At 68.1% G+C, this 16,212-nt stretch carries 19 protein-coding genes and 1 pseudogene; 10 read left to right on the forward strand and 10 right to left on the reverse strand.

The features are described from left to right. Positions 1-75: 75 nt before the first annotated feature. The 3 genes from EV646_RS00510 to EV646_RS00520 are packed head-to-tail and all read right to left on the reverse strand — an operon-like array spanning position 76 to position 1,921. On the reverse strand, positions 76-630 hold the full coding sequence (locus tag EV646_RS00510; protein ID WP_132142765.1) for a cysteine hydrolase family protein: 555 nt from the start codon (positions 628-630) through the stop codon (positions 76-78). 36 nt (positions 631-666) lie between these two features. Next, complete coding sequence (locus tag EV646_RS00515) at positions 667-978, reverse strand: DUF1905 domain-containing protein (protein WP_132142767.1); 312 nt, start codon at positions 976-978, stop codon at positions 667-669. Continuing rightward, complete coding sequence (locus EV646_RS00520) at positions 971-1,921, reverse strand: helix-turn-helix transcriptional regulator (RefSeq protein WP_132142769.1); 951 nt, start codon at positions 1,919-1,921, stop codon at positions 971-973. Before EV646_RS00520 ends, EV646_RS00515 begins: the two co-directional genes overlap by 8 nt. 53 nt (positions 1,922-1,974) lie before the next feature. Here EV646_RS00520 and EV646_RS00525 point away from each other — a divergent pair, with 53 nt between their 5' ends. The 4 genes and pseudogenes from EV646_RS00525 (at position 1,975) to EV646_RS00535 (ending at position 4,663) form a co-directional block, all read left to right on the forward strand. Next, complete coding sequence (locus tag EV646_RS00525) at positions 1,975-2,517, forward strand: DinB family protein (protein ID WP_132142771.1); 543 nt, start codon at positions 1,975-1,977, stop codon at positions 2,515-2,517. A gap of 154 nt (positions 2,518-2,671) precedes the next feature. After that, a pseudogene (locus tag EV646_RS39740) lies at positions 2,672-2,752 on the forward strand (DeoR family transcriptional regulator); the annotation flags it as partial. Between the two features lie 121 nt (positions 2,753-2,873). After that, entirely contained in the window at positions 2,874-3,599 is a 726-nt protein-coding gene (locus EV646_RS00530) for a helix-turn-helix transcriptional regulator (protein ID WP_241995093.1), read from the forward strand. Between the two features lie 131 nt (positions 3,600-3,730). Further along, positions 3,731-4,663, forward strand: coding sequence for an LppU/SCO3897 family protein (locus tag EV646_RS00535; RefSeq protein ID WP_132142773.1), 933 nt, complete (start codon positions 3,731-3,733; stop codon positions 4,661-4,663). 18 nt (positions 4,664-4,681) lie between these two features. Here EV646_RS00535 and EV646_RS00540 read toward each other — a convergent pair whose 3' ends face one another. Both EV646_RS00540 and EV646_RS00545 read right to left on the reverse strand, forming a co-directional pair. Continuing rightward, positions 4,682-5,101: a nucleoside deaminase gene (locus EV646_RS00540; RefSeq protein ID WP_132142775.1), complete on the reverse strand. Its 420-nt coding sequence runs from the start codon at positions 5,099-5,101 to the stop codon at positions 4,682-4,684. After that, the gene (locus EV646_RS00545) at positions 5,098-5,946 is read right to left on the reverse strand and encodes an LLM class flavin-dependent oxidoreductase (RefSeq protein WP_132142777.1); all 849 of its coding nucleotides are present in this window, start codon (positions 5,944-5,946) and stop codon (positions 5,098-5,100) included. The genes EV646_RS00540 and EV646_RS00545 overlap by 4 nt, the downstream gene beginning before the upstream one ends. Before the next feature lie 94 nt (positions 5,947-6,040). Here EV646_RS00545 and EV646_RS00550 point away from each other — a divergent pair, with 94 nt between their 5' ends. Genes EV646_RS00550 through EV646_RS00560 form a run of 3 tightly spaced genes read left to right on the forward strand, consistent with a single transcriptional unit; the run spans position 6,041 to position 8,180 of the window. Then, positions 6,041-6,499, forward strand: coding sequence for an Lrp/AsnC family transcriptional regulator (locus EV646_RS00550; RefSeq protein WP_132142779.1), 459 nt, complete (start codon positions 6,041-6,043; stop codon positions 6,497-6,499). A 31-nt stretch (positions 6,500-6,530) separates the two neighbouring features. After that, on the forward strand, positions 6,531-7,367 hold the full coding sequence (locus EV646_RS00555; protein ID WP_132142781.1) for a hypothetical protein: 837 nt from the start codon (positions 6,531-6,533) through the stop codon (positions 7,365-7,367). Between the two features lie 24 nt (positions 7,368-7,391). Continuing rightward, a complete protein-coding gene (locus tag EV646_RS00560; RefSeq protein WP_132142783.1) occupies positions 7,392-8,180 on the forward strand; it encodes an SDR family oxidoreductase in 789 nt (262 codons plus the stop codon). Here the strand turns inward: EV646_RS00560 and EV646_RS00565 are convergent. Both EV646_RS00565 and EV646_RS00570 read right to left on the reverse strand, forming a co-directional pair. After that, positions 8,158-8,592, reverse strand: coding sequence for an OsmC family protein (locus tag EV646_RS00565; protein WP_132142784.1), 435 nt, complete (start codon positions 8,590-8,592; stop codon positions 8,158-8,160). The two genes, EV646_RS00560 and EV646_RS00565, sit on opposite strands and share 23 nt — an antisense overlap. A 30-nt stretch (positions 8,593-8,622) precedes the next feature. Next, complete coding sequence (locus EV646_RS00570; protein ID WP_132142786.1) at positions 8,623-9,273, reverse strand: SDR family oxidoreductase; 651 nt, start codon at positions 9,271-9,273, stop codon at positions 8,623-8,625. Between the two features lie 43 nt (positions 9,274-9,316). On the opposite strand from EV646_RS00570, the gene EV646_RS00575 reads away from it, so the two are divergent. Further along, positions 9,317-10,093 carry an alpha/beta fold hydrolase gene (locus EV646_RS00575; RefSeq protein ID WP_132142788.1) on the forward strand — a complete coding sequence of 259 codons (777 nt, stop codon included), beginning with the start codon at positions 9,317-9,319 and terminating at the stop codon, positions 10,091-10,093. Here the strand turns inward: EV646_RS00575 and EV646_RS00580 are convergent. Next, a complete protein-coding gene (locus EV646_RS00580; RefSeq protein WP_132142790.1) occupies positions 10,081-11,961 on the reverse strand; it encodes a propionyl-CoA synthetase in 1,881 nt (626 codons plus the stop codon). The genes EV646_RS00575 and EV646_RS00580 overlap by 13 nt on opposite strands. Positions 11,962-11,999: 38 nt before the next feature. Here EV646_RS00580 and EV646_RS00585 point away from each other — a divergent pair, with 38 nt between their 5' ends. Beyond that, positions 12,000-12,920, forward strand: coding sequence for a threonine/serine dehydratase (locus tag EV646_RS00585; protein ID WP_132142792.1), 921 nt, complete (start codon positions 12,000-12,002; stop codon positions 12,918-12,920). On the opposite strand, the gene EV646_RS00590 is transcribed toward EV646_RS00585, so the two are convergent. Next, positions 12,913-13,524: a rhomboid family intramembrane serine protease gene (locus EV646_RS00590; protein ID WP_132142794.1), complete on the reverse strand. Its 612-nt coding sequence runs from the start codon at positions 13,522-13,524 to the stop codon at positions 12,913-12,915. The genes EV646_RS00585 and EV646_RS00590 overlap by 8 nt on opposite strands. 111 nt (positions 13,525-13,635) lie before the next feature. Between EV646_RS00590 and EV646_RS00595 the strand changes: the two genes are divergently transcribed. After that, a complete protein-coding gene (locus EV646_RS00595; protein ID WP_132142796.1) occupies positions 13,636-14,829 on the forward strand; it encodes a Cmx/CmrA family chloramphenicol efflux MFS transporter in 1,194 nt (397 codons plus the stop codon). Here the strand turns inward: EV646_RS00595 and EV646_RS00600 are convergent. Continuing rightward, positions 14,771-16,165 (reverse strand): APC family permease, encoded by a 1,395-nt coding sequence (locus tag EV646_RS00600; protein ID WP_132142798.1) that lies wholly within the window; start codon positions 16,163-16,165, stop codon positions 14,771-14,773. The genes EV646_RS00595 and EV646_RS00600 overlap by 59 nt on opposite strands. Between the last annotated feature and the right edge of the window lie 47 nt (positions 16,166-16,212).

Raw genomic sequence — 16,212 nt, forward strand, 5'->3', positions numbered from 1 at the left:
CCGGTTTCTCCCTGTCAATAGCTCGTCACTGTTCGTGTGTCGAAGCGATTCGCTTGGAAGGTCCCAATCGGAAGATCAGCCGTTGAAGTCCACGTCAGCGGTGTCCTGTACGGCGGCTGTGCGGCCTGGAGCGCGGTGGTAGCGCCAGTACAGGTTCGTGTGCGCGATCACCTTGTCCGGCGGTGGTGCGCCATACTCGGTCAGGTCCTCGGTGGTGTGTGCGTCGCCGACCAACGTCACGTCGTACCCGCGGACGAACGCACCGTGGATCGTCGAGCGAATGCATTCGTCCGTCTGCGCACCGGTGACGAAGAGTCGCCCGATGCCCGCGCGAGCCAGGACCTCCTCGAAATCGGTTTCTTCGAAGGAATCGGCAAAAGTCTTGTGGACGAGCGGCTCGGACTCCTGGGGATCCAGCTCCGGGACGAACTTCCAGGCGTCACTGCCCTTCACCAGGTCGTCGCTCGAGTGCTGCACCCAGACGACCGGCACGCCGTCGGCGCGCGCCTTGCCGACCAGGGCGCTGATGTTCTTCACCACCTGGTCCCGCTCGTAGGAACCGCTGACGACGCCTTCCTGGACGTCGATCACCACCAAGGCCGTGTTCGGCCGATCCGGCAACGTGGACACCTTGTTCCCTCCCTCTGTTCGGGTTCGGAACGAACGCTAGACCTGCCCACCGACAGTCCAGCTCCGAAGCCGCAGCCGCACGGTCGGTACGTCGCCGTCGTCGAGCTCCTCGGCCCGCCGGACCGCCGCCTTCAACGGCAGGATGTACCGACCGTCCTTGGGGAACATCGAGGTATCCCACACCGTGTCGCCGATCTCGGCCTGGACCGGGATCATCCCCCAGCCGTAGGTGACGAAGTTCGACTCCGCCTCGAAGTAGGCGCACTCCTCCTCCGGCACGGTGATGAAGTACCACGGCGCCGGCCCACGCCAGAACCAGATCTCCCCGTCGAACTCGATCTCATGCACCGCTGCTTGCCTCCAGCAACCGTTGCCCGAGCAGCCGGGCGGCCTCCTGCAATTCAGCCGATCCTATGATCCGGTACGGCGCCTTGATCGCGGTCAACTGGGTGGCGTACCAGTCGGGCTCGTCGGTGCTGGCGATCAACCGGGTGTGGTCGGCGTCGATCTCCTCCAGCCGGCCCATGCTCCGGGCGATCCAGTGCCCGACCTGCTCCACCGGTGCGTCGATCATCACCTCGATCGGGTACTTCCAGCCGAGCGCCAGGTGCTCCTCCACGGCTGCCAGTGGGTCCAGCTCCGAGGGCGGGGTGAACAGACCGTCGAGTGCGGTGACCTCGGTGACCTTGTCGACGCGGAGGACGCGCTTGGCATCCTTCGAGTGCGACCAGCAGAGCAGATACCAGCGACCCCGGCGTACGACGACAGCCCACGGGTCGACCTCCATCGTCCACTCTTCCCCTGGGCAGCGCCGGTAGCCGATCCGAATCTGCCGGCAGGCGGTGCTGTGGGAGACCAGTTGCGCGGTGATCTCGGGGTCGGGGGTACGCGCGCCTGGGTCGGGCCCGCGCGCACTGACCCGTCGTACGGCGTCTGTGGACCGCGCGACCGACTCCGGCAGGACGCGGATGATCTTGCCGAGCGCGTTGTCGACCGGATCGTCGGCGCCGCGCGGGCCCTCCAGGATCGCCATCACCAAGCCGAGCGCCTCGGTCGGGGTGAACATCAGCGGCGGCAGGCGCAGGCCGCGGCCGACCCGATAGCCGCCGTACGGTCCGCGCACGGACTCGATCGGGATGTCCGCCTCGCGCAGGATCGCGACATACCGCCGGGCCGCCCGCTCTGAGACCCCGAGCTTGTCCCCCAGCTGCTCTGCTGTGATGCCCGGACTGTTCTGGATCAGCTCCAGCACCGTCAGCGTCCGAGCCGTCGGACTGATGTCGTACGCCATGCCCCTCACCATTCCGGAAGTCAACCGTCCGGAACCGACTGTAACCTCCCACCATGGAGAACGACATCCTTCAGGAGCCGCCGGTCGCCGGCACCGAGATCGACACCCTGCTGGGCGCCTTGGAGCGCAATCGCAGGACCTTCGCCTGGAAGTGCGGCGGGCTCGATGCGGACGGGCTGAACGCGAAGCACCCGCCGTCGACGGTGACGCTCGGCGGATTGTTGAAGCACCTCGCGCTCGTCGAGGACGAGTACTTCACCGGGCGCTTGCTCGGGCACGACCTACCAGCGCCGTGGGACTCGGTCGACTGGGACACCAACCCCGACTGGGAGTGGAGCTCCGCGACGGACGAGTCGCCCGAGCAGCTCATGTCGCTGTGGCAGGAATCCGTCGAGCGTTCGCGCGCAGCCGTTCGCGAGGCACTGGCCGCCGGCGGTGCGGATCAACTCGCGAAGTACGTCTCCAAGGACGGCCGCTCACCGAGCCTGCGCTACATCCTGGTCGACATGATCGAGGAGTACGCGCGGCACACCGGTCACGCCGACCTCATCCGCGAGTCCATCGACGGCCTCGTCGGCGAGGGCGTACCAAGCTGACCGCAAGAACCGCCCCGGGTAGCACCAGACGACTGTTGCCGCGAGCAACCCAACGGACGCCCCCTGCAACGGCCATAAGTGCTCAGCTGTTGAGCGGTTTGTCTGGCAGCATGGGCGCGTGCGGGCAGATCGGTTGGTGGCGGTGTTGCTGCTGATGCAGGCGCGCGGCCGGGTGACCGCGGCCGAGGTCGCCGCGGAGCTGGAGATCTCGGTGGCGACGGCGCGGCGGGATCTCGAGGCGCTGTCGACCGCTGGCATCCCGGTTTATCCACAGGCCGGGCGCAACGGCGGCTGGCAGTTGATCGGCGGGGCGCGGACCGACCTCAGCGGGCTGACCGCACCGGAGGCGCAGGCGTTTGTTCCTGCTGGTCGGGCCGGCGGCGTCAATCGCGCCGGACGCGAAGGCCGCGCTGCGGAAGCTGGTACGGGCGCTCCCCCAGACGTTCCGCGAACATGCCGAGGCAGCCGCCGAGGCGGTCGTGATCGACCCGGCGCGATGGGGCCAGCACGTCAAGGACCGTCCGGAGCTAGCCCAGCGGTTGCAGGATGCCGTCGTACGGCGTCTCAAGGTGCGACTGGTCTATGCCGGGCGGGGGCGGGATCAGTCGGAGCGGTTGGTCGATCCGCTCGGGCTCGTCGAGAAGGACGACATCTGGTACCTGATCGCGTGGACCGACAAGGGTCAGCGAACGTTCCGGGTCGAGCGGGTGGTGTCGGCCGAGGTGACTGGCGAGTCGTTCGAACGGCCCGCGGACTTCGATCTGGCCGAGGCGTGGAGCGAGATCGTGGACCGGATGGAGGACCGCCGATCCGGGCTCACCGCGACCGTGCTGATGGCCGAACGGCACGTGTGGGTGATGCAGGACCGGCTCGGGCGGAACTGTGAGGTCGACGGGATGGACGGCGACCGGGTGCGGCTGAAGATCACCGCACCGACTCCGCTGATGATCGCGCAGGAACTGGCGGGCTGGGGTACCTCGATCGAAGTGGTCGACCCGCCGTCGGTCCAGGCCGAGCTGGCCCGTCTCGGATCCGAGCTCGTCAGTCGTTACAGCGGTACGCAGTTATGCTCGCGTGGGTGAGGGAAGTACGTGATGCCGACCAGCCGGCCGTCCAGGCGGGCGCCCCTCACACCTGCCAGCCGATTAGACCTCTGGGGTGAGTAAGGTGCGGTGGTTCGTGTCCAACCGCCACAGAGTTTCAGGAAGCGTCCGTGACCACATCCCCTCCCCAGCCCCCGCAGAACCCGTACGCCGGCCAGCCGGGCGGTTACGGTCCGCCGCCGGAGCAGCAGTTCCCGCAGTACAACCAGCCGCAGAGCCAGCCCCAGCAGAGCGGTCAGGGTCAGTACGGCGGTCAGCAGCCACCCCAGTACACCCAGCAGCCGTTCCAGCAGCAGGCTCCGCAGCCACTCGCGCCGCAGCAGCACGGAGCGGGCCAGGCGCCGTATCAGCAGACCTTCCCACAGCAGGGCCAGCCTCAGGGCCAGTTCCCGCCGCAGCAGCAGGCCGGGTTCGCGCCGATGCCGCAGGGTGCGCTGCAGTGCCGGTTCTGTGGTGCCGTTCCAGCGGTGAACGCGACCGTGCGCGGTCACCAGGGCATGATCATCGTGATGCGATGGCTCAAGCTGCAGGGGCCGTTCTGCCGCACCTGCGGCATCGCGTCCGTGCGGGACATGACCGCGAAGAGCCTGGTGCAGGGCTGGTGGGGTGTCGGGTCGGCGATCATCAACCCGTTCATCATGCTGTCGAACCTCGGCCCGATGTCGCAGTTCAAGAAGCTGCCGGAGCCCGCTCCCGGCGCTCCCGGCCGGCCGATGAACCCGGGCAAGCCGCTGTTCCAGCGCCCGGCGATCGCGATGCTGCTGCTCCCGATCGCTCTGATCGTGGCGATCGTGGCGATCAACGTCACCACGACCACCACCTCCGAGGCGAAGGTCGGGGCGTGCGTGGTGAACAACGGCACCTCGACGAATCCGAACGTGAGTGTCGTCGACTGCGCCTCGTCCGAAGCGGAGTACAAGATCGTCGGCAAGCTCGACGACACCACGGACGACAGCCAGTGTGAGCAGTTCGCCGGCTACGAGGCGTCGTACACCTCGGAGGTCGGCTCCGATAAGTACACCCTCTGCCTCGCGCCGGTCTGATCCGCGCCGGGTGCCGGTCTAGGTGTAATAACCCTCGACCGGTACCCGGGCCTCGTCGTACAGGGCAGGGCCTTCCTGCGGTACGGCGGGGAAGCCGCCGGACGGCTTGAGTCCGTCGAGCTGCTCGCCGGACAGCGCGAAGACCACGCGGCCGAGGCCGGACCGGGCGAGGGCGCCGCCGCACATGCCGCACGGCTCGCAACTGGTGTACATCGTCGTGCCGGCAGCCGTCTCGGCGCCGAGCGATTGCGCCGCCCAGACCGCCAGCTTCAGTTCGGGGTGGAAGCTGATGTTGCCGTCCGTGATGGTCGAGTTCTGCGCTTCCGCGAGTACGTCGCCATCAGGCCCGACCAGCAGCGAGCCGAACGGCGGATTCCCGTTGCGGCGTGCTTCCGCTGCCAACTCGATCGCCCGCCGGAGAAAGTCTTCGGGTGTCACGTGTTCTCCCATCGTGTGTGCGCCGCGATGGTCGCGAGCGCCTGCCAGGCCGCCTCGGGCCGTTCCGTCTCAGCAGGATCCCCGACAAAGGGATCCAGTACGACGCTCCGCGCGCCGAGCTCACGGAGTACGTCGAGATCAGCGAGCACCTGATCGAGTGAACCCTCACCCGCGACTCGGTCGTCATCGGGCAGTGGCCCATCGGTCAGCCGGAGCAGGATCCGCGGCGCGAACTCCGGCACCGGCCGCTCCTCCTCCGCCGCGATGGCCCGCAGCCGATCCATTGCTGTGCGCAACCAATCGATCCGGTTCCGCAACGGGTGCCAGGCATCGCCGAAGCGGACGGCTCGGCGCAGTCCCGCCGTACTCTGACCGCCGACCCAGATCGGGATGTCGCCACCGCCGTAGTCCTTGTCGTTCTCCCAGGCGCGGCGGAGTTCGCGCAGTACGTCGTCGGTGATCTGCCCGCGCCGGTGGAAGTCGGTGCCGAGGGCATCGAACTCCTGCCGGGCCCAGCCGACGCCGATACCGAGCACGAGCCGGCCGCCGCTGAGTTCGTTGAGGTTCGCCGCCATTCTTGCCACCAGCAACGGATGCCGGTACGGCGCGATCAGCACGGTTGTCCCGAGCCGGATCCGATCGGTGATGCCGGCCAGCCAGCTGAGCGTCGTGAAGGGTTCGTAGAAGGGCGCCGGATATTGCGCCGCGACGTCCGGGGTGATCGCGACGTGGTCGGACACCATCAGCAGACCGTAGCCGAGGCCCTCGACCGTACGAGCCCAGTCGCGCAGCCGCGCCGGATTCGTGCCGGGGCCGAAGTTGGGGACATTCACACCGAGTTCCATGCCCGTCAGACTATCCAGGCGGGATGCCTATTCTGAAGGGCACATTCGCGGCGCACGACGGCTCTAGCCGGGGAATCGCCGGTATATTGGCCGTATGACCGAGAGTCTCGATCCGACCGACTGGGCCATCCTGGTCGAGCTGCAGCGCGATGCCCGGATCTCTCTGAGCGAGCTCGGCCGTCGCGTCAGCCTTAGCGCTTCAGCCACCACCGAGCGGGTACGCCGGCTGGAGTCGCTCGGCGTCGTCACCGGCTACCGCGCCGAGGTCGACCTGACGAAGGTGGGCTATCCGGTGCTGGCCGTCGTACGACTCAAATACCCGGGCAACAAGCACGAGCCCCTTCACCGCCTGCTCAGGGAACGCTCCGAGATCCTCGAGTGCCTCCGCACCACCGGTGACGACTGCTACACCCTCAAGGTCGCCGCTGCCTCGATGCCGCATCTGGAGGAGCTCGTCAACGAGCTGACTGAATTCGGCAGCACCACCACGAACCTCGTCTACTCCCAGACCCAGCCTTACCGCGGCCCGCAGACGCCCGCCAAAACCTTGTGACGGATTCCCGCGGAGATGCGAGCGTAGCCCGGTGAACGTTCTCGGGATCGATGTCTCCCCGGTGCTGCTGACGAAGTGGGTCGACTGGCTGGCGCCGGATGTCCAGCCGTTCTTCGTCACCGCTGAGCAGGCCCAGAACTGGAACCTTCCCACAGACGAGCGCGAGCCGACCGCCGAGCAGCGGGACACCTACCGGACGTACGGCGTGGACCGCATGGCTACCCGGGTGAGCTGGCTGGACGAGTCGACGTACTCGAATTTGCCGAAGGCAACCAGAGCCGCGCTGGTCCGGGCTCAGGTGAACCACAACCGAGGAGCTGTCCCGACGGTTCGCCGCTGGCAGGCCCTGCTCGGTCCCGAAATCAGACGGCAGGCCGACGGGCATCGGTTCGTCTGGTGGAAGTCGCTGCTGCGGGACTCGGCCGAGGTCGTCCTCCCCCGGATCGTGAGCGAGGACCTGCACTCGAGCCGCCACACCGAGGTCACGACCTGGCCGTCCACTTTGCCCCGCGCACGCGAACTCGCTGGCACCTTCCCAGCCGGAAGCGGCCCCAACTGCTTCGGCACGGTCATGGCCGCTGCCGGAGTCGAGGGAGCCGCCGACGTGTGGATGCAGCGCGAGCCCTTCGACACTTGGCTGGCCGACCACACCACGCCCGGCGGACGAGACGACGTACCAGGCACTGTCTTCGTCTGGCGCGACACCGCCGGCGCGGTCCAGCACGCAGCCATCACCATCGGCGACAACTGGATGCTCCACAAGCCATCCCAGTCGTGGATGACGCCCCGCAAGATCCGCACTGTCGCCGACGTCCGCCGCAGCACCAGAACAAGCGGCTGGCACCTCAGACGGCATCGGCTGCGGTGAAGGCGGAGAGCTTAGGATGCCTTCGTGAGGTTGCTCGTCACTGGGGCCGCCGGGTTGCTGGGGAGTGAGGTGCTGCGGCTGGCCGAGCACGAGGTGGTGCCGACCTATCACACAGAGCCAGTGCCGGGCGGGGTGCGGATGGATGTCCGGCGGCGGGACGAGGTCGACGAGGTCCTGCGAATGGTACGGCCGGACGGAATCATCCACGCGGCTTTCAGGCAATCGGACTGGGCGACCACAGCCGACGGGCCGGCGAACATCGTTGCTGCTGCCCGTGGCGCGCGGTTGGTATTCGTCTCGAGCGATGTCGTCTTCGGCGGCCGCCCGGCGCCGTACGACGAACACGAGCCGCCCTGCCCGGTGACGCCGTACGGCGCTGCGAAGGCGGCGGCCGAGACGGCGATCCGGGCGATCGACCCGTCCGCCGTCATCGCCCGTACGTCGCTCATCGTCGGGTACGACGGCAGGTCGTCACACGAGCGGTTCGTCCACGCGCTGGCAGCCGGTCAGCCGGGCTCCTTGTTCACCGCGAACGTCCGCTGCCCGGTCCACGTCACCGACCTCGCGACGGCTCTGCTCGAGCTCCTCACGTCCGACTTCAGCGGCACCGCCCACGTGGCCGGCCCCGAGGCGGCCAACCGCCTCGAGCTGGGCCGGCTGATCGCCATCCGGGACGGCCTCGACGCTGACGCGCTCGCCGAGTCGCCGGGCTCGCCGTCGGAGATCCGCCTCGACGGCGAACGCACCCAGAAGCTTCTCAGCACCCGGCTTCGACCGGTGAGCGAGTTCCTCAGGCCGTCTCGTCGACCGTAGTGGTCACCGGGGTGCCGATCTCGACCGTCCGGCTGACTGTGCACAGCCGGTCGTGGGACAGCTTCACCGAGCGCGGCAGTGCCTCCCGGGCCTTGTCACCGTCCTCGCCTTCGGGGAATCGGATGGTGAACTCGACCGCCAGGTTCTCCATCCGGTTGCCCTGCTCGGAGTCGCGGACCTTGTCACCGCGGACCACCGCGCTGAACTCGGTCGGCTCGGCGCGGCGGCTGACCACCACGTCGACGTCGATCGCCGAGCAGGTGCCGATCGCGGCCAGGAGCAGTTCGACCGGGGTGAAGTCGGTCGCGTCGCCGCCGGAGCCGACGGTGATGCTGCCACCGCGCGCGTTGTGGACCCGGTAGCTGCTGTTGGCGATGCGCTCGAAGTGCACCTGCCGGAGAGTGTCGCCCATATCCGTCACATTCTGTTGCCAGTGGCAACGTTAGAGGTTCTTCAGAGCCTGGCTCAGCGGGGTGTCTCCGCCGATCAGCTCCAGGGTCCGGCCGATCGAGGCCGGGGTGTCGCAGAGGCCGGCCAGCACCGCGGCCACGTCGTCGCGGCTGATGCTGCCGTTACCGGTCTTGTCTTCCAGCCGGACAGTGCCGGTGCCTGGGTCGTTGGTGAGCGAGCCGGGCCGCAGGACGGTCCAGTCCAGGTCGCGTCCGCGCAGGTCCTCCTCGGCTGCCCATTTCGCCTTCAGGTAGACCGTGAACACCTCGTCGTCGGTGAGCGAGTCGGCCCGGTCGGCGCCCATCGAGCCGACCTGGATGTGCCGCCGTACGCCGGCCTGCTCGGCCGCGTCCGCGAACAGCGCGGCCGCTCCCCGGTCGACCGTGTCCTTCCGCGCCTTCCCGCTGCCCGGCCCGGCACCAGCCGCGAAAATCGCCACATCAGCACCGGCCAGTACGTCGGCCACCGCCCCAGCGTCGACCGCCTCCAGATCCAGTACGGCGGCCTGTCCGCCGACAGCCGCGAGGTCACCGGAGTGGTCCGCGTTCCGTACGAGCCCGACCACCTCGTGCCCGTCGCCGGCCAGCAGCTTGGTGAGCCGCAGCGCGATCTGCCCGTGTCCACCCGCAATCACCACTCGCATGCCCCGAGCCTAACCCGCGGCCCAATCAGGCAGACTGCTCACCGTGCCGCACGCAACAACTGCCGATGGTTGCCTAATCGCCTGCCAGGTCCAAGGCGAAGGGCAACCGCTCGTCCTGCTGGCCGGGCAGTCCAACAACCACACCTGGTGGGACCCCGTCCGCGCCGACTTCGAGACGTCGTACCGGACGATCACACTCGACTGGCGCGGCACCGGCGACAGTGACAAGCCGGATGAGGTTTACAGCACGAAGGGCTTCGCCGACGACGTCATCGCAGTGCTCGACGACCTGGGCCTGCCCACTGCGCACGTCTACGGCACTTCGATGGGCGGCCGCGTCGCGCAGTGGGTCGCGATCAACTACCCGGAGCGGGTGAACGCGCTCGTGCTCGGTTGTACGTCGCCGGGCGCGGCGCACGGCTTCGAGCGGAGTCAGGAAATCCGCCGGCTGCTGGCCGATCCCACCCGAGCGGTCCGGGTGCTGCTGGACCTCATGTACACACCGGGATGGCTGAAGGCGAATCCGGGTCGGCATCCGGTGCTCGGCGATCCGGACATGCCGCCGTACGCCAGGAATCGGCACCTGGTGGCGAGCAACAGGCACGACTCGTGGGCGGAGCTGCCGAGCATCAAGGCGCCGACGCTGATCCTGCACGGGACGGACGACGTGTTCAGCCCGGCCGCCAACGCGCCACTGCTCGCCGACCGGATCCCCGGCGCGCGGGCCGAGCTCATCCAGGGCGCTCGACACGCGTACTTCCACGAATTCCACACCGTTGCCAGCCGATTGGTGCTCGACTTCCTCGCTCAATCGGACTGACGCAAGATCGGGCGAAGAGCGTCCAGTACGGCGGGATCCTCGATGGTGGACGGGACCGGCTCGTCGCGGCCATCGGCGATGCCACGCATGGTCTTGCGCAGGATCTTGCCCGACCGCGTCTTCGGCAGCGCCTCGACCACCGACACGTCGCGGAACGCCGCCACCGGCCCGATATCGCGTCGTACGGCGGCCACCAGCTCGTCCCGGAGCACATCCTCGGCGATGTCCGCACCTGCCTTGAGTACGACGAGGCCGCGGGGCAGCTGGCCCTTCAGCTCGTCGTGGACTCCGATCACCGCACACTCGGCGACGGCTGGATGTGCGGCGAGCACCGCTTCCATGCTGCCGGTCGACAGCCGGTGACCGGCCACGTTGATGACGTCGTCGGTGCGGCCCATGACGAAGATGTAGCCGTCCTCGTCGAGGTATCCGGAGTCGCCGGTGAGGTAGTAGCCGTCGTACCGGCTGAGGTAGTTGTCGATGTAGCGCTCGTCGTCGCCCCACAGCGTCGGCAGCGCGCCGGGTGGCAGCGGCAGCTTGATCGCGATCGCGCCCTCCTCCCCCGCGGCCTGCTGAGTGCCGTCAGCGTGCAGGATCTGCACGTCCCAGCCAGGCAGCGGGACGGTCGCCGAGCCCGGCTTGACCGGTAGCGGCTCGAGCCCGCGCGGGTTGGCGGCGATCGGCCAGCCGGTCTCGGTCTGCCACCAGTGATCCACAACCGGTACGCCGAGATGGCCGTGCGCCCAGTGATAGGTCTCCGGGTCGAGCCGCTCACCGGCGAGGAAAAGCGTGGTGAAGTCCTTCAGCTCGTATTGCGACAGCAGACGAGCTTCAGGGTCGACCTTCTTGATCGCGCGCAACGCGGTCGGAGCCGTGAACAATGCCTTCGCGCCGTGCTCGGAGATGACCCGCCAGAACGCCCCGGCGTCCGGCGTACCGATCGGCTTTCCTTCGTAAAGTACGGACGTAGCGCCGACCAGCAGCGGTGCATAGACGATGTAGGAGTGGCCGACGACCCAGCCGACGTCGGAGGCGGTCCACCACACGTCACCGGGCCCGATGTCGTAGACGGCTCGCATCGACCACGACAGCGCGACCGCGTGACCGCCGTTATCGCGGACGACGCCCTTCGGCTTACCCGTCGTACCGGACGTGTACAGGATGTAGAGCGGATCGGTCGCCGCCACCGGGACCGGGTCGGCAGGCTGGGCGCCCGCGGTGACAGCGGTCCAGTCGAGGTCGGTGTCGCCGAGCTTCGCGAGCGCCGCCGGACGCTGCAGGACGATCGTGTGCGCAGGCTGGTGTTCGGTGAGTTCGAGCGCGGCGTCGATGATCGGCTTGTACTCGACCACGCGCGTCGGCTCGATCCCGCACGACGCGGCGACGATCACCTTTGGCCTGGCGTCGTCGATCCGGGCGGCGAGCTCCTTCGGCGCGAACCCGCCGAACACGACCGAGTGAATCGCGCCGAGCCGCGCACACGCAAGCATCGTGATGACGGCCTCGGGCACCATCGGCATGTAGACGACGACCCGGTCGCCCTTGCCGACGCCGAGCGACGCGAGCCCGCCGGCGAAGAGCGCGACCTCGTCCCGCAGTTGTGAGTAGGTGAAGCTCCGGCCGCTGCCCGTCACCGGTGACTCGTAGATCAGCGCCGTCCGGTCACCGTTGCCCGCCTCGACGTGACGATCGAGAGCGTTGTACGACGTGTTCAGTTCGGCGTCCGGGAACCACCGGTAGAGCGGCTCGTTCGAGTCGTCGAGTGCCCGGGCCGGCGGCCGCGTCCACGAGATCGCCGACGCCGCCTCCAGCCAGAACCCTTCCGGATCCGCGAGACTCCTGCGGTAGCTCTCGTCGTACGCACCCATTGGCAAACCTCCCGATCTCATCGTGGCAGGGTTGAGGCATGACGGTAAGTGCGCAGGACGTCCGCGCCGCCGCGGAACGGATCGCCGGCCGGGTACGACGGACGCCGGTGATCGAGGTACGGCCGGGACTGACGTTCAAGCTGGAACACCTCCAGCACACCGGGTCGTTCAAACCGCGCGGAGCGTTCAACCGGTTGCTGACGGCGAAGGAACACGGCGAGCTCACCGGCCAGGGCGTCGTCGCGGCCTCGGGCGGCAACGCCGGACTCGCGGCTGCCTACGCGGCGCGGGAACTCGGCGTCCCGGCCCGGATCTTCGTGCCGGAGACCGCTCCCGCCCCGAAGGTCGCGAAGTTGCGCACTCTCGAAGCCGAGGTCATCCAGATCGGGTCCGAGTACGCCGAGGCCTATCAGGCCGCGGTCCAGGCGCAAGAGCAATCAGGCGCGCTGTTGCTGCACGCGTACGACCAGCCGGAGGTCGTCGCCGGGCAGGGCACCATTGGGCTGGAACTGCTCGAGCAGGCCGGCATGTTCGACACCGTGCTGGTCGCCGTCGGCGGCGGTGGCCTGATCGCCGGCATCGCTACGGCGATGGGCGACAACGCGCAGGTGATCGGCGTCGAGCCCGAACTGGCGCCGACGCTCCATCGGGCGCTGGCGGCCGGCGAACCCGTTGACGGCCCGGTCGGCGGAGTCGCAGCCGACTCGCTCGGCGCCCGGCGCATCGGAGACCTGGCGTTCGCGGCTGCCCGCGAGTACGGCGTGCGGTCGCTGCTGGTCGGCGAGGACGCGATTGTTGCCGCTCGCAAGGAACTGTGGATCGACCACCACCTGGCCGTCGAACACGGCGCGGCCGTCGCGTACGCCGCGCTCAAGTCAGGCGTCTACCGGCCGGTCGGCGGTGAGCGGGTCGTCGTGGTGGTGTGCGGCAGCAACACCGACCCCGCGACGCTTACTTGACTTTGACCTTCGGTCGATCGTCCGCCAGCACCCAGGCGGCGAGAACGCCGGCGATCGCGCCGAACAGATGGCCTTGCCAGGAGATGCCGTCCTGGGGTAGCAAGCCGCCGAGCAGCGCACTCCCCCACACCAGGACCACGAGTACGCCGACCAGCACCTGGCCGAGGCGGCGATTGAAGATGCCGCGCGCAATCAGATAGGCGGCGTACCCGAAGACCAGGCCGCTCGCGCCGATCGTGATGGTATTCGGCGGCGAGATCAGCCAGGTGCCGAGGCCGCCGACCGTGGTGACGAGTGCGGTGACCGCGAACAGGCGGACCGCGCCGCTGATGGCGATCAGTGCGCCCAGAGTGACCAGCGGCAGCGTGTTGGAGATCAGATGCCCGAAGCCGAGGTGCAGGAACGGCGCCGTGACGATGCCGACCAGCCCTTCGGGGTCGCGGGCGATGATGCCGTACTGGTCGAGCGCACCGTGCATCGCCGTGTCGACGATCTCGCTCAGCCACATCAGCCCCACGAGCACGGCGAGCAGCTTCAGCCCACTACCGATCCGGGCGGTGTCAACCGTCCGACCAGTCCGCTTCGCGGGTGTCTGAGAGCTCATGCATCCACGATGCCGTATCCACCCAAGTCTCAGCCTGCGATCTGGCGCGGCGACAGCGAATAGTCACCTCTGCAATACTCCCGGTGGCTGTCGATGAGGTGGGGGAACGCGATGCCGGTTGCTGTCTACGTCCTGGGGTTGAGCATCTTCGCTCAAGGTACGTCCGAGCTGATGCTCGCCGGACTACTGCCTGAGCTGTCAAAGAGTCTGGACGTCTCGATTCCGGCGGCCGGACTGCTCATCTCCGCGTTCGCCGCCGGCATGCTGCTCGGCGCCCCGGTGCTGGCGGTGCTCACGCTCAACTGGTCACGCCGTACGGCGCTGTTGCTCTTTCTCGGCGTGTTCGCGCTCGCACACGTCGCCGGAGCCCTCACCCCGAACTACGAGGTCCTGCTGGCCACCCGCATCATCGGCGCCTTCGTGTACGCCGGATTCTGGTCCGTTGCCGCGGTAACGGTCGTCGACGTGGTCCCGGCGGACAGCCGAGCCCGCGCGATGAGCGTCGTCACCGGCGGTCTCACGGTCGCCACGATCATCGGTCTTCCAGCGGGCACAGTCCTGGGCCAGCACCTCGGCTGGCGCGCCGCCTTCTGGACGGTCGCAGGTCTGTGCGTACTCGCGGCAGCCGGCGTCGTGGCCACGATCCCCGGCAGTCGACCCGAGCGCGCGCCTCGGCTCACCGACGAGCTGAAGGTGCTCGCCAACTCCCGGCTCTGGCTCGCCTTCGGCACCACCGCGCTGGTCACCGCGACCATCCTCGTGGTCTTCAGCTATCTCGCTCCCCTGCTGATCCAGACGACTGGGCTGCCACCTAGTGCGGTGCCTGGCGTACTCGCGCTCTACGGCCTCGGTTCATTCATCGGGATCACAATCGGCGGGCGGATCGCGGACGCGCTGCCGTTCCACACGCTGTTCACCGGAATCGCGGGACTGTGCGTGCTGTCCGCCGTACTGGCTCTCACCGCGACCGTTCCCATCGTCGCGATCGCGGTGATCGTCCTGCTCGGCGGTTTCGGGTTCGCGACCAACCCGGCCTTGAACGCGCGCGTCTTCAGCCTCGCCGGCGACGCGCCGACCCTGGCGACCGCGACCAACTTCTCCGCGTTCAACGTCGGTATCACCGTCGGTCCGTGGCTCGGTGGCCTCGCCATCGACGCTGGCACTGGCTACGCGGCGCTCGGCTGGATCGCGGTCGCCCTCGGGCTCGTTGCCCTCGGCACGGTTGTGCTTGCCGCCCTGCTGCCGGTCAGTTCACCGGACCGCTCGGGTCGATATGGCTCGGGTCGAACTCGGCGTGCCGCTTGAACACGTACTTGTTCAGCAGCCAGGTGATCGCCCACAGACCGACACCGATCAGCATCAGCCAGCCCGCGATCTTGTAGTCCGCCGATGCCCGCCCGGACAGCGGGCTGGCCAGGTAGACGCAGAGCACGGCACCCAGCACCGGCAGCGCGGTCGGCGCGTGGAAGTGCTTGTGCTCGACCCGATCCCGGCGCAGCACCAGTACGGCGACATTCACGATCGCGAACACACACAGCAGCAGGAACGCCGTCGTACCACCGAGCGCGGCCAGATCGGCGTACCCGATCAGGAAGAACGCCAGCAGCGTCGTGAACAGGATCGCGATGTACGGCGTACGGCGCTTCGGCAGCACGCGGCCGAGCGGACCGGGCAGGACCTGCTCGTGCGACATGCCGTACAGCAGCCGGCTCGCCATCAGCATGTTGATCAGCGCCGAATTGGCGACCGCGAACATGGTGATCCAGGCGAAGACCTCGAGCGGGAAGCCCGGGGCCCCGGCCTCGACCACCTTCAGCAGCGGGGTTGATCCCTTGTTCAGGTCCTCGGGCGACACCAAGGTGACCGCCGAGATCGCGACCAGCACGTAGATGAGACCGGTGATGCACAGGCCCGTCAGCATGATCTTCGGGAAGATCTTGACCGGGTTCTTGGTCTCCTCGGCCATGTTGACCGAGTCCTCGAAGCCGACCATCGCGAAGAACGCCAGTGCGGTCGCCGCGGTGACGGAGCCGAAGGCGGTTTCTCCCGATGGGGTGTTGAAGTCGGTCAGCCTGGAGGTGTCACCGTCACCGCTGCCGATCGCCCAGACACCGATCGCGATCACGATCAGCAGACCGGTCAGCTCGACACCCGTCAGGACGACGTTGGCCTTCACGCTCTCGCCGACGCCGCGCAGGTTCACCAGCGCGATCAGCGCCATGAACGACAGCGACGTGATCATCAGCAGCGACCCGCGCTCGGGGTCGATGTCGGCGGCGGAGAAGAAGTTCGCCGCGAATGCCTTCGACGCGCTCGACGCCGAGGTGAGGCCGGAGCACATCACCGCGAAGGTGAGCAGGAAGGTGAGGAAGTGGATCCCGAACGCCTTGTGCGTGTAGACCGCCGCGCCGCCGGCCTTCGGGTACTTCGTCACCAGCTCCAGATAGCTGGTCGCGGTCAGCAGCGCCACGATGAAGGCACACAGGAACGGCAGCCAGACCGCGCCACCGACCTCACCGGCGACCTTGCCGGTCAGTGCGTAGACGCCGGTGCCGAGGATGTCGCCGACCACGAACAGCAGCAACAATCCTGGGCCCATCACCCGCTTCAGTTCAGGTCGGTCGGTTTCTACAACTGTCATCCTGCCTCCCCAGAGTCGGCGTGACCGGCGGCCTGCGACGATATGGC

Origin of the sequence: Kribbella antiqua, from assembly GCF_004345665.1 — a bacterium.
GTDB lineage: Bacteria > Actinomycetota > Actinomycetes > Propionibacteriales > Kribbellaceae > Kribbella > Kribbella antiqua.

Excerpts from the sequence above, each read along its gene's own strand:
- EV646_RS00600 (WP_132142798.1), bottom strand. The coding sequence starts at position 16,165 with ATGACAGTTGTAGAAACCGACCGACCTGAACTGAAGCGGGTGATGGGC.
- EV646_RS00545 (WP_132142777.1), bottom strand. The coding sequence starts at position 5,946 with ATGGAACTCGGTGTGAATGTCCCCAACTTCGGCCCCGGCACGAATCCG.
- EV646_RS00590 (WP_132142794.1), bottom strand. The coding sequence starts at position 13,524 with ATGAGCTCTCAGACACCCGCGAAGCGGACTGGTCGGACGGTTGACACC.
- EV646_RS00585 (WP_132142792.1), top strand. The coding sequence starts at position 12,000 with ATGACGGTAAGTGCGCAGGACGTCCGCGCCGCCGCGGAACGGATCGCC.
- EV646_RS00520 (WP_132142769.1), bottom strand. The coding sequence starts at position 1,921 with ATGGCGTACGACATCAGTCCGACGGCTCGGACGCTGACGGTGCTGGAG.
- EV646_RS00580 (WP_132142790.1), bottom strand. The coding sequence starts at position 11,961 with ATGGGTGCGTACGACGAGAGCTACCGCAGGAGTCTCGCGGATCCGGAA.
- EV646_RS00525 (WP_132142771.1), top strand. The coding sequence starts at position 1,975 with ATGGAGAACGACATCCTTCAGGAGCCGCCGGTCGCCGGCACCGAGATC.
- EV646_RS00595 (WP_132142796.1), top strand. The coding sequence starts at position 13,636 with ATGCCGGTTGCTGTCTACGTCCTGGGGTTGAGCATCTTCGCTCAAGGT.
- EV646_RS00565 (WP_132142784.1), bottom strand. The coding sequence starts at position 8,592 with ATGGGCGACACTCTCCGGCAGGTGCACTTCGAGCGCATCGCCAACAGC.
- EV646_RS00570 (WP_132142786.1), bottom strand. The coding sequence starts at position 9,273 with ATGCGAGTGGTGATTGCGGGTGGACACGGGCAGATCGCGCTGCGGCTC.
- EV646_RS00550 (WP_132142779.1), top strand. The coding sequence starts at position 6,041 with ATGACCGAGAGTCTCGATCCGACCGACTGGGCCATCCTGGTCGAGCTG.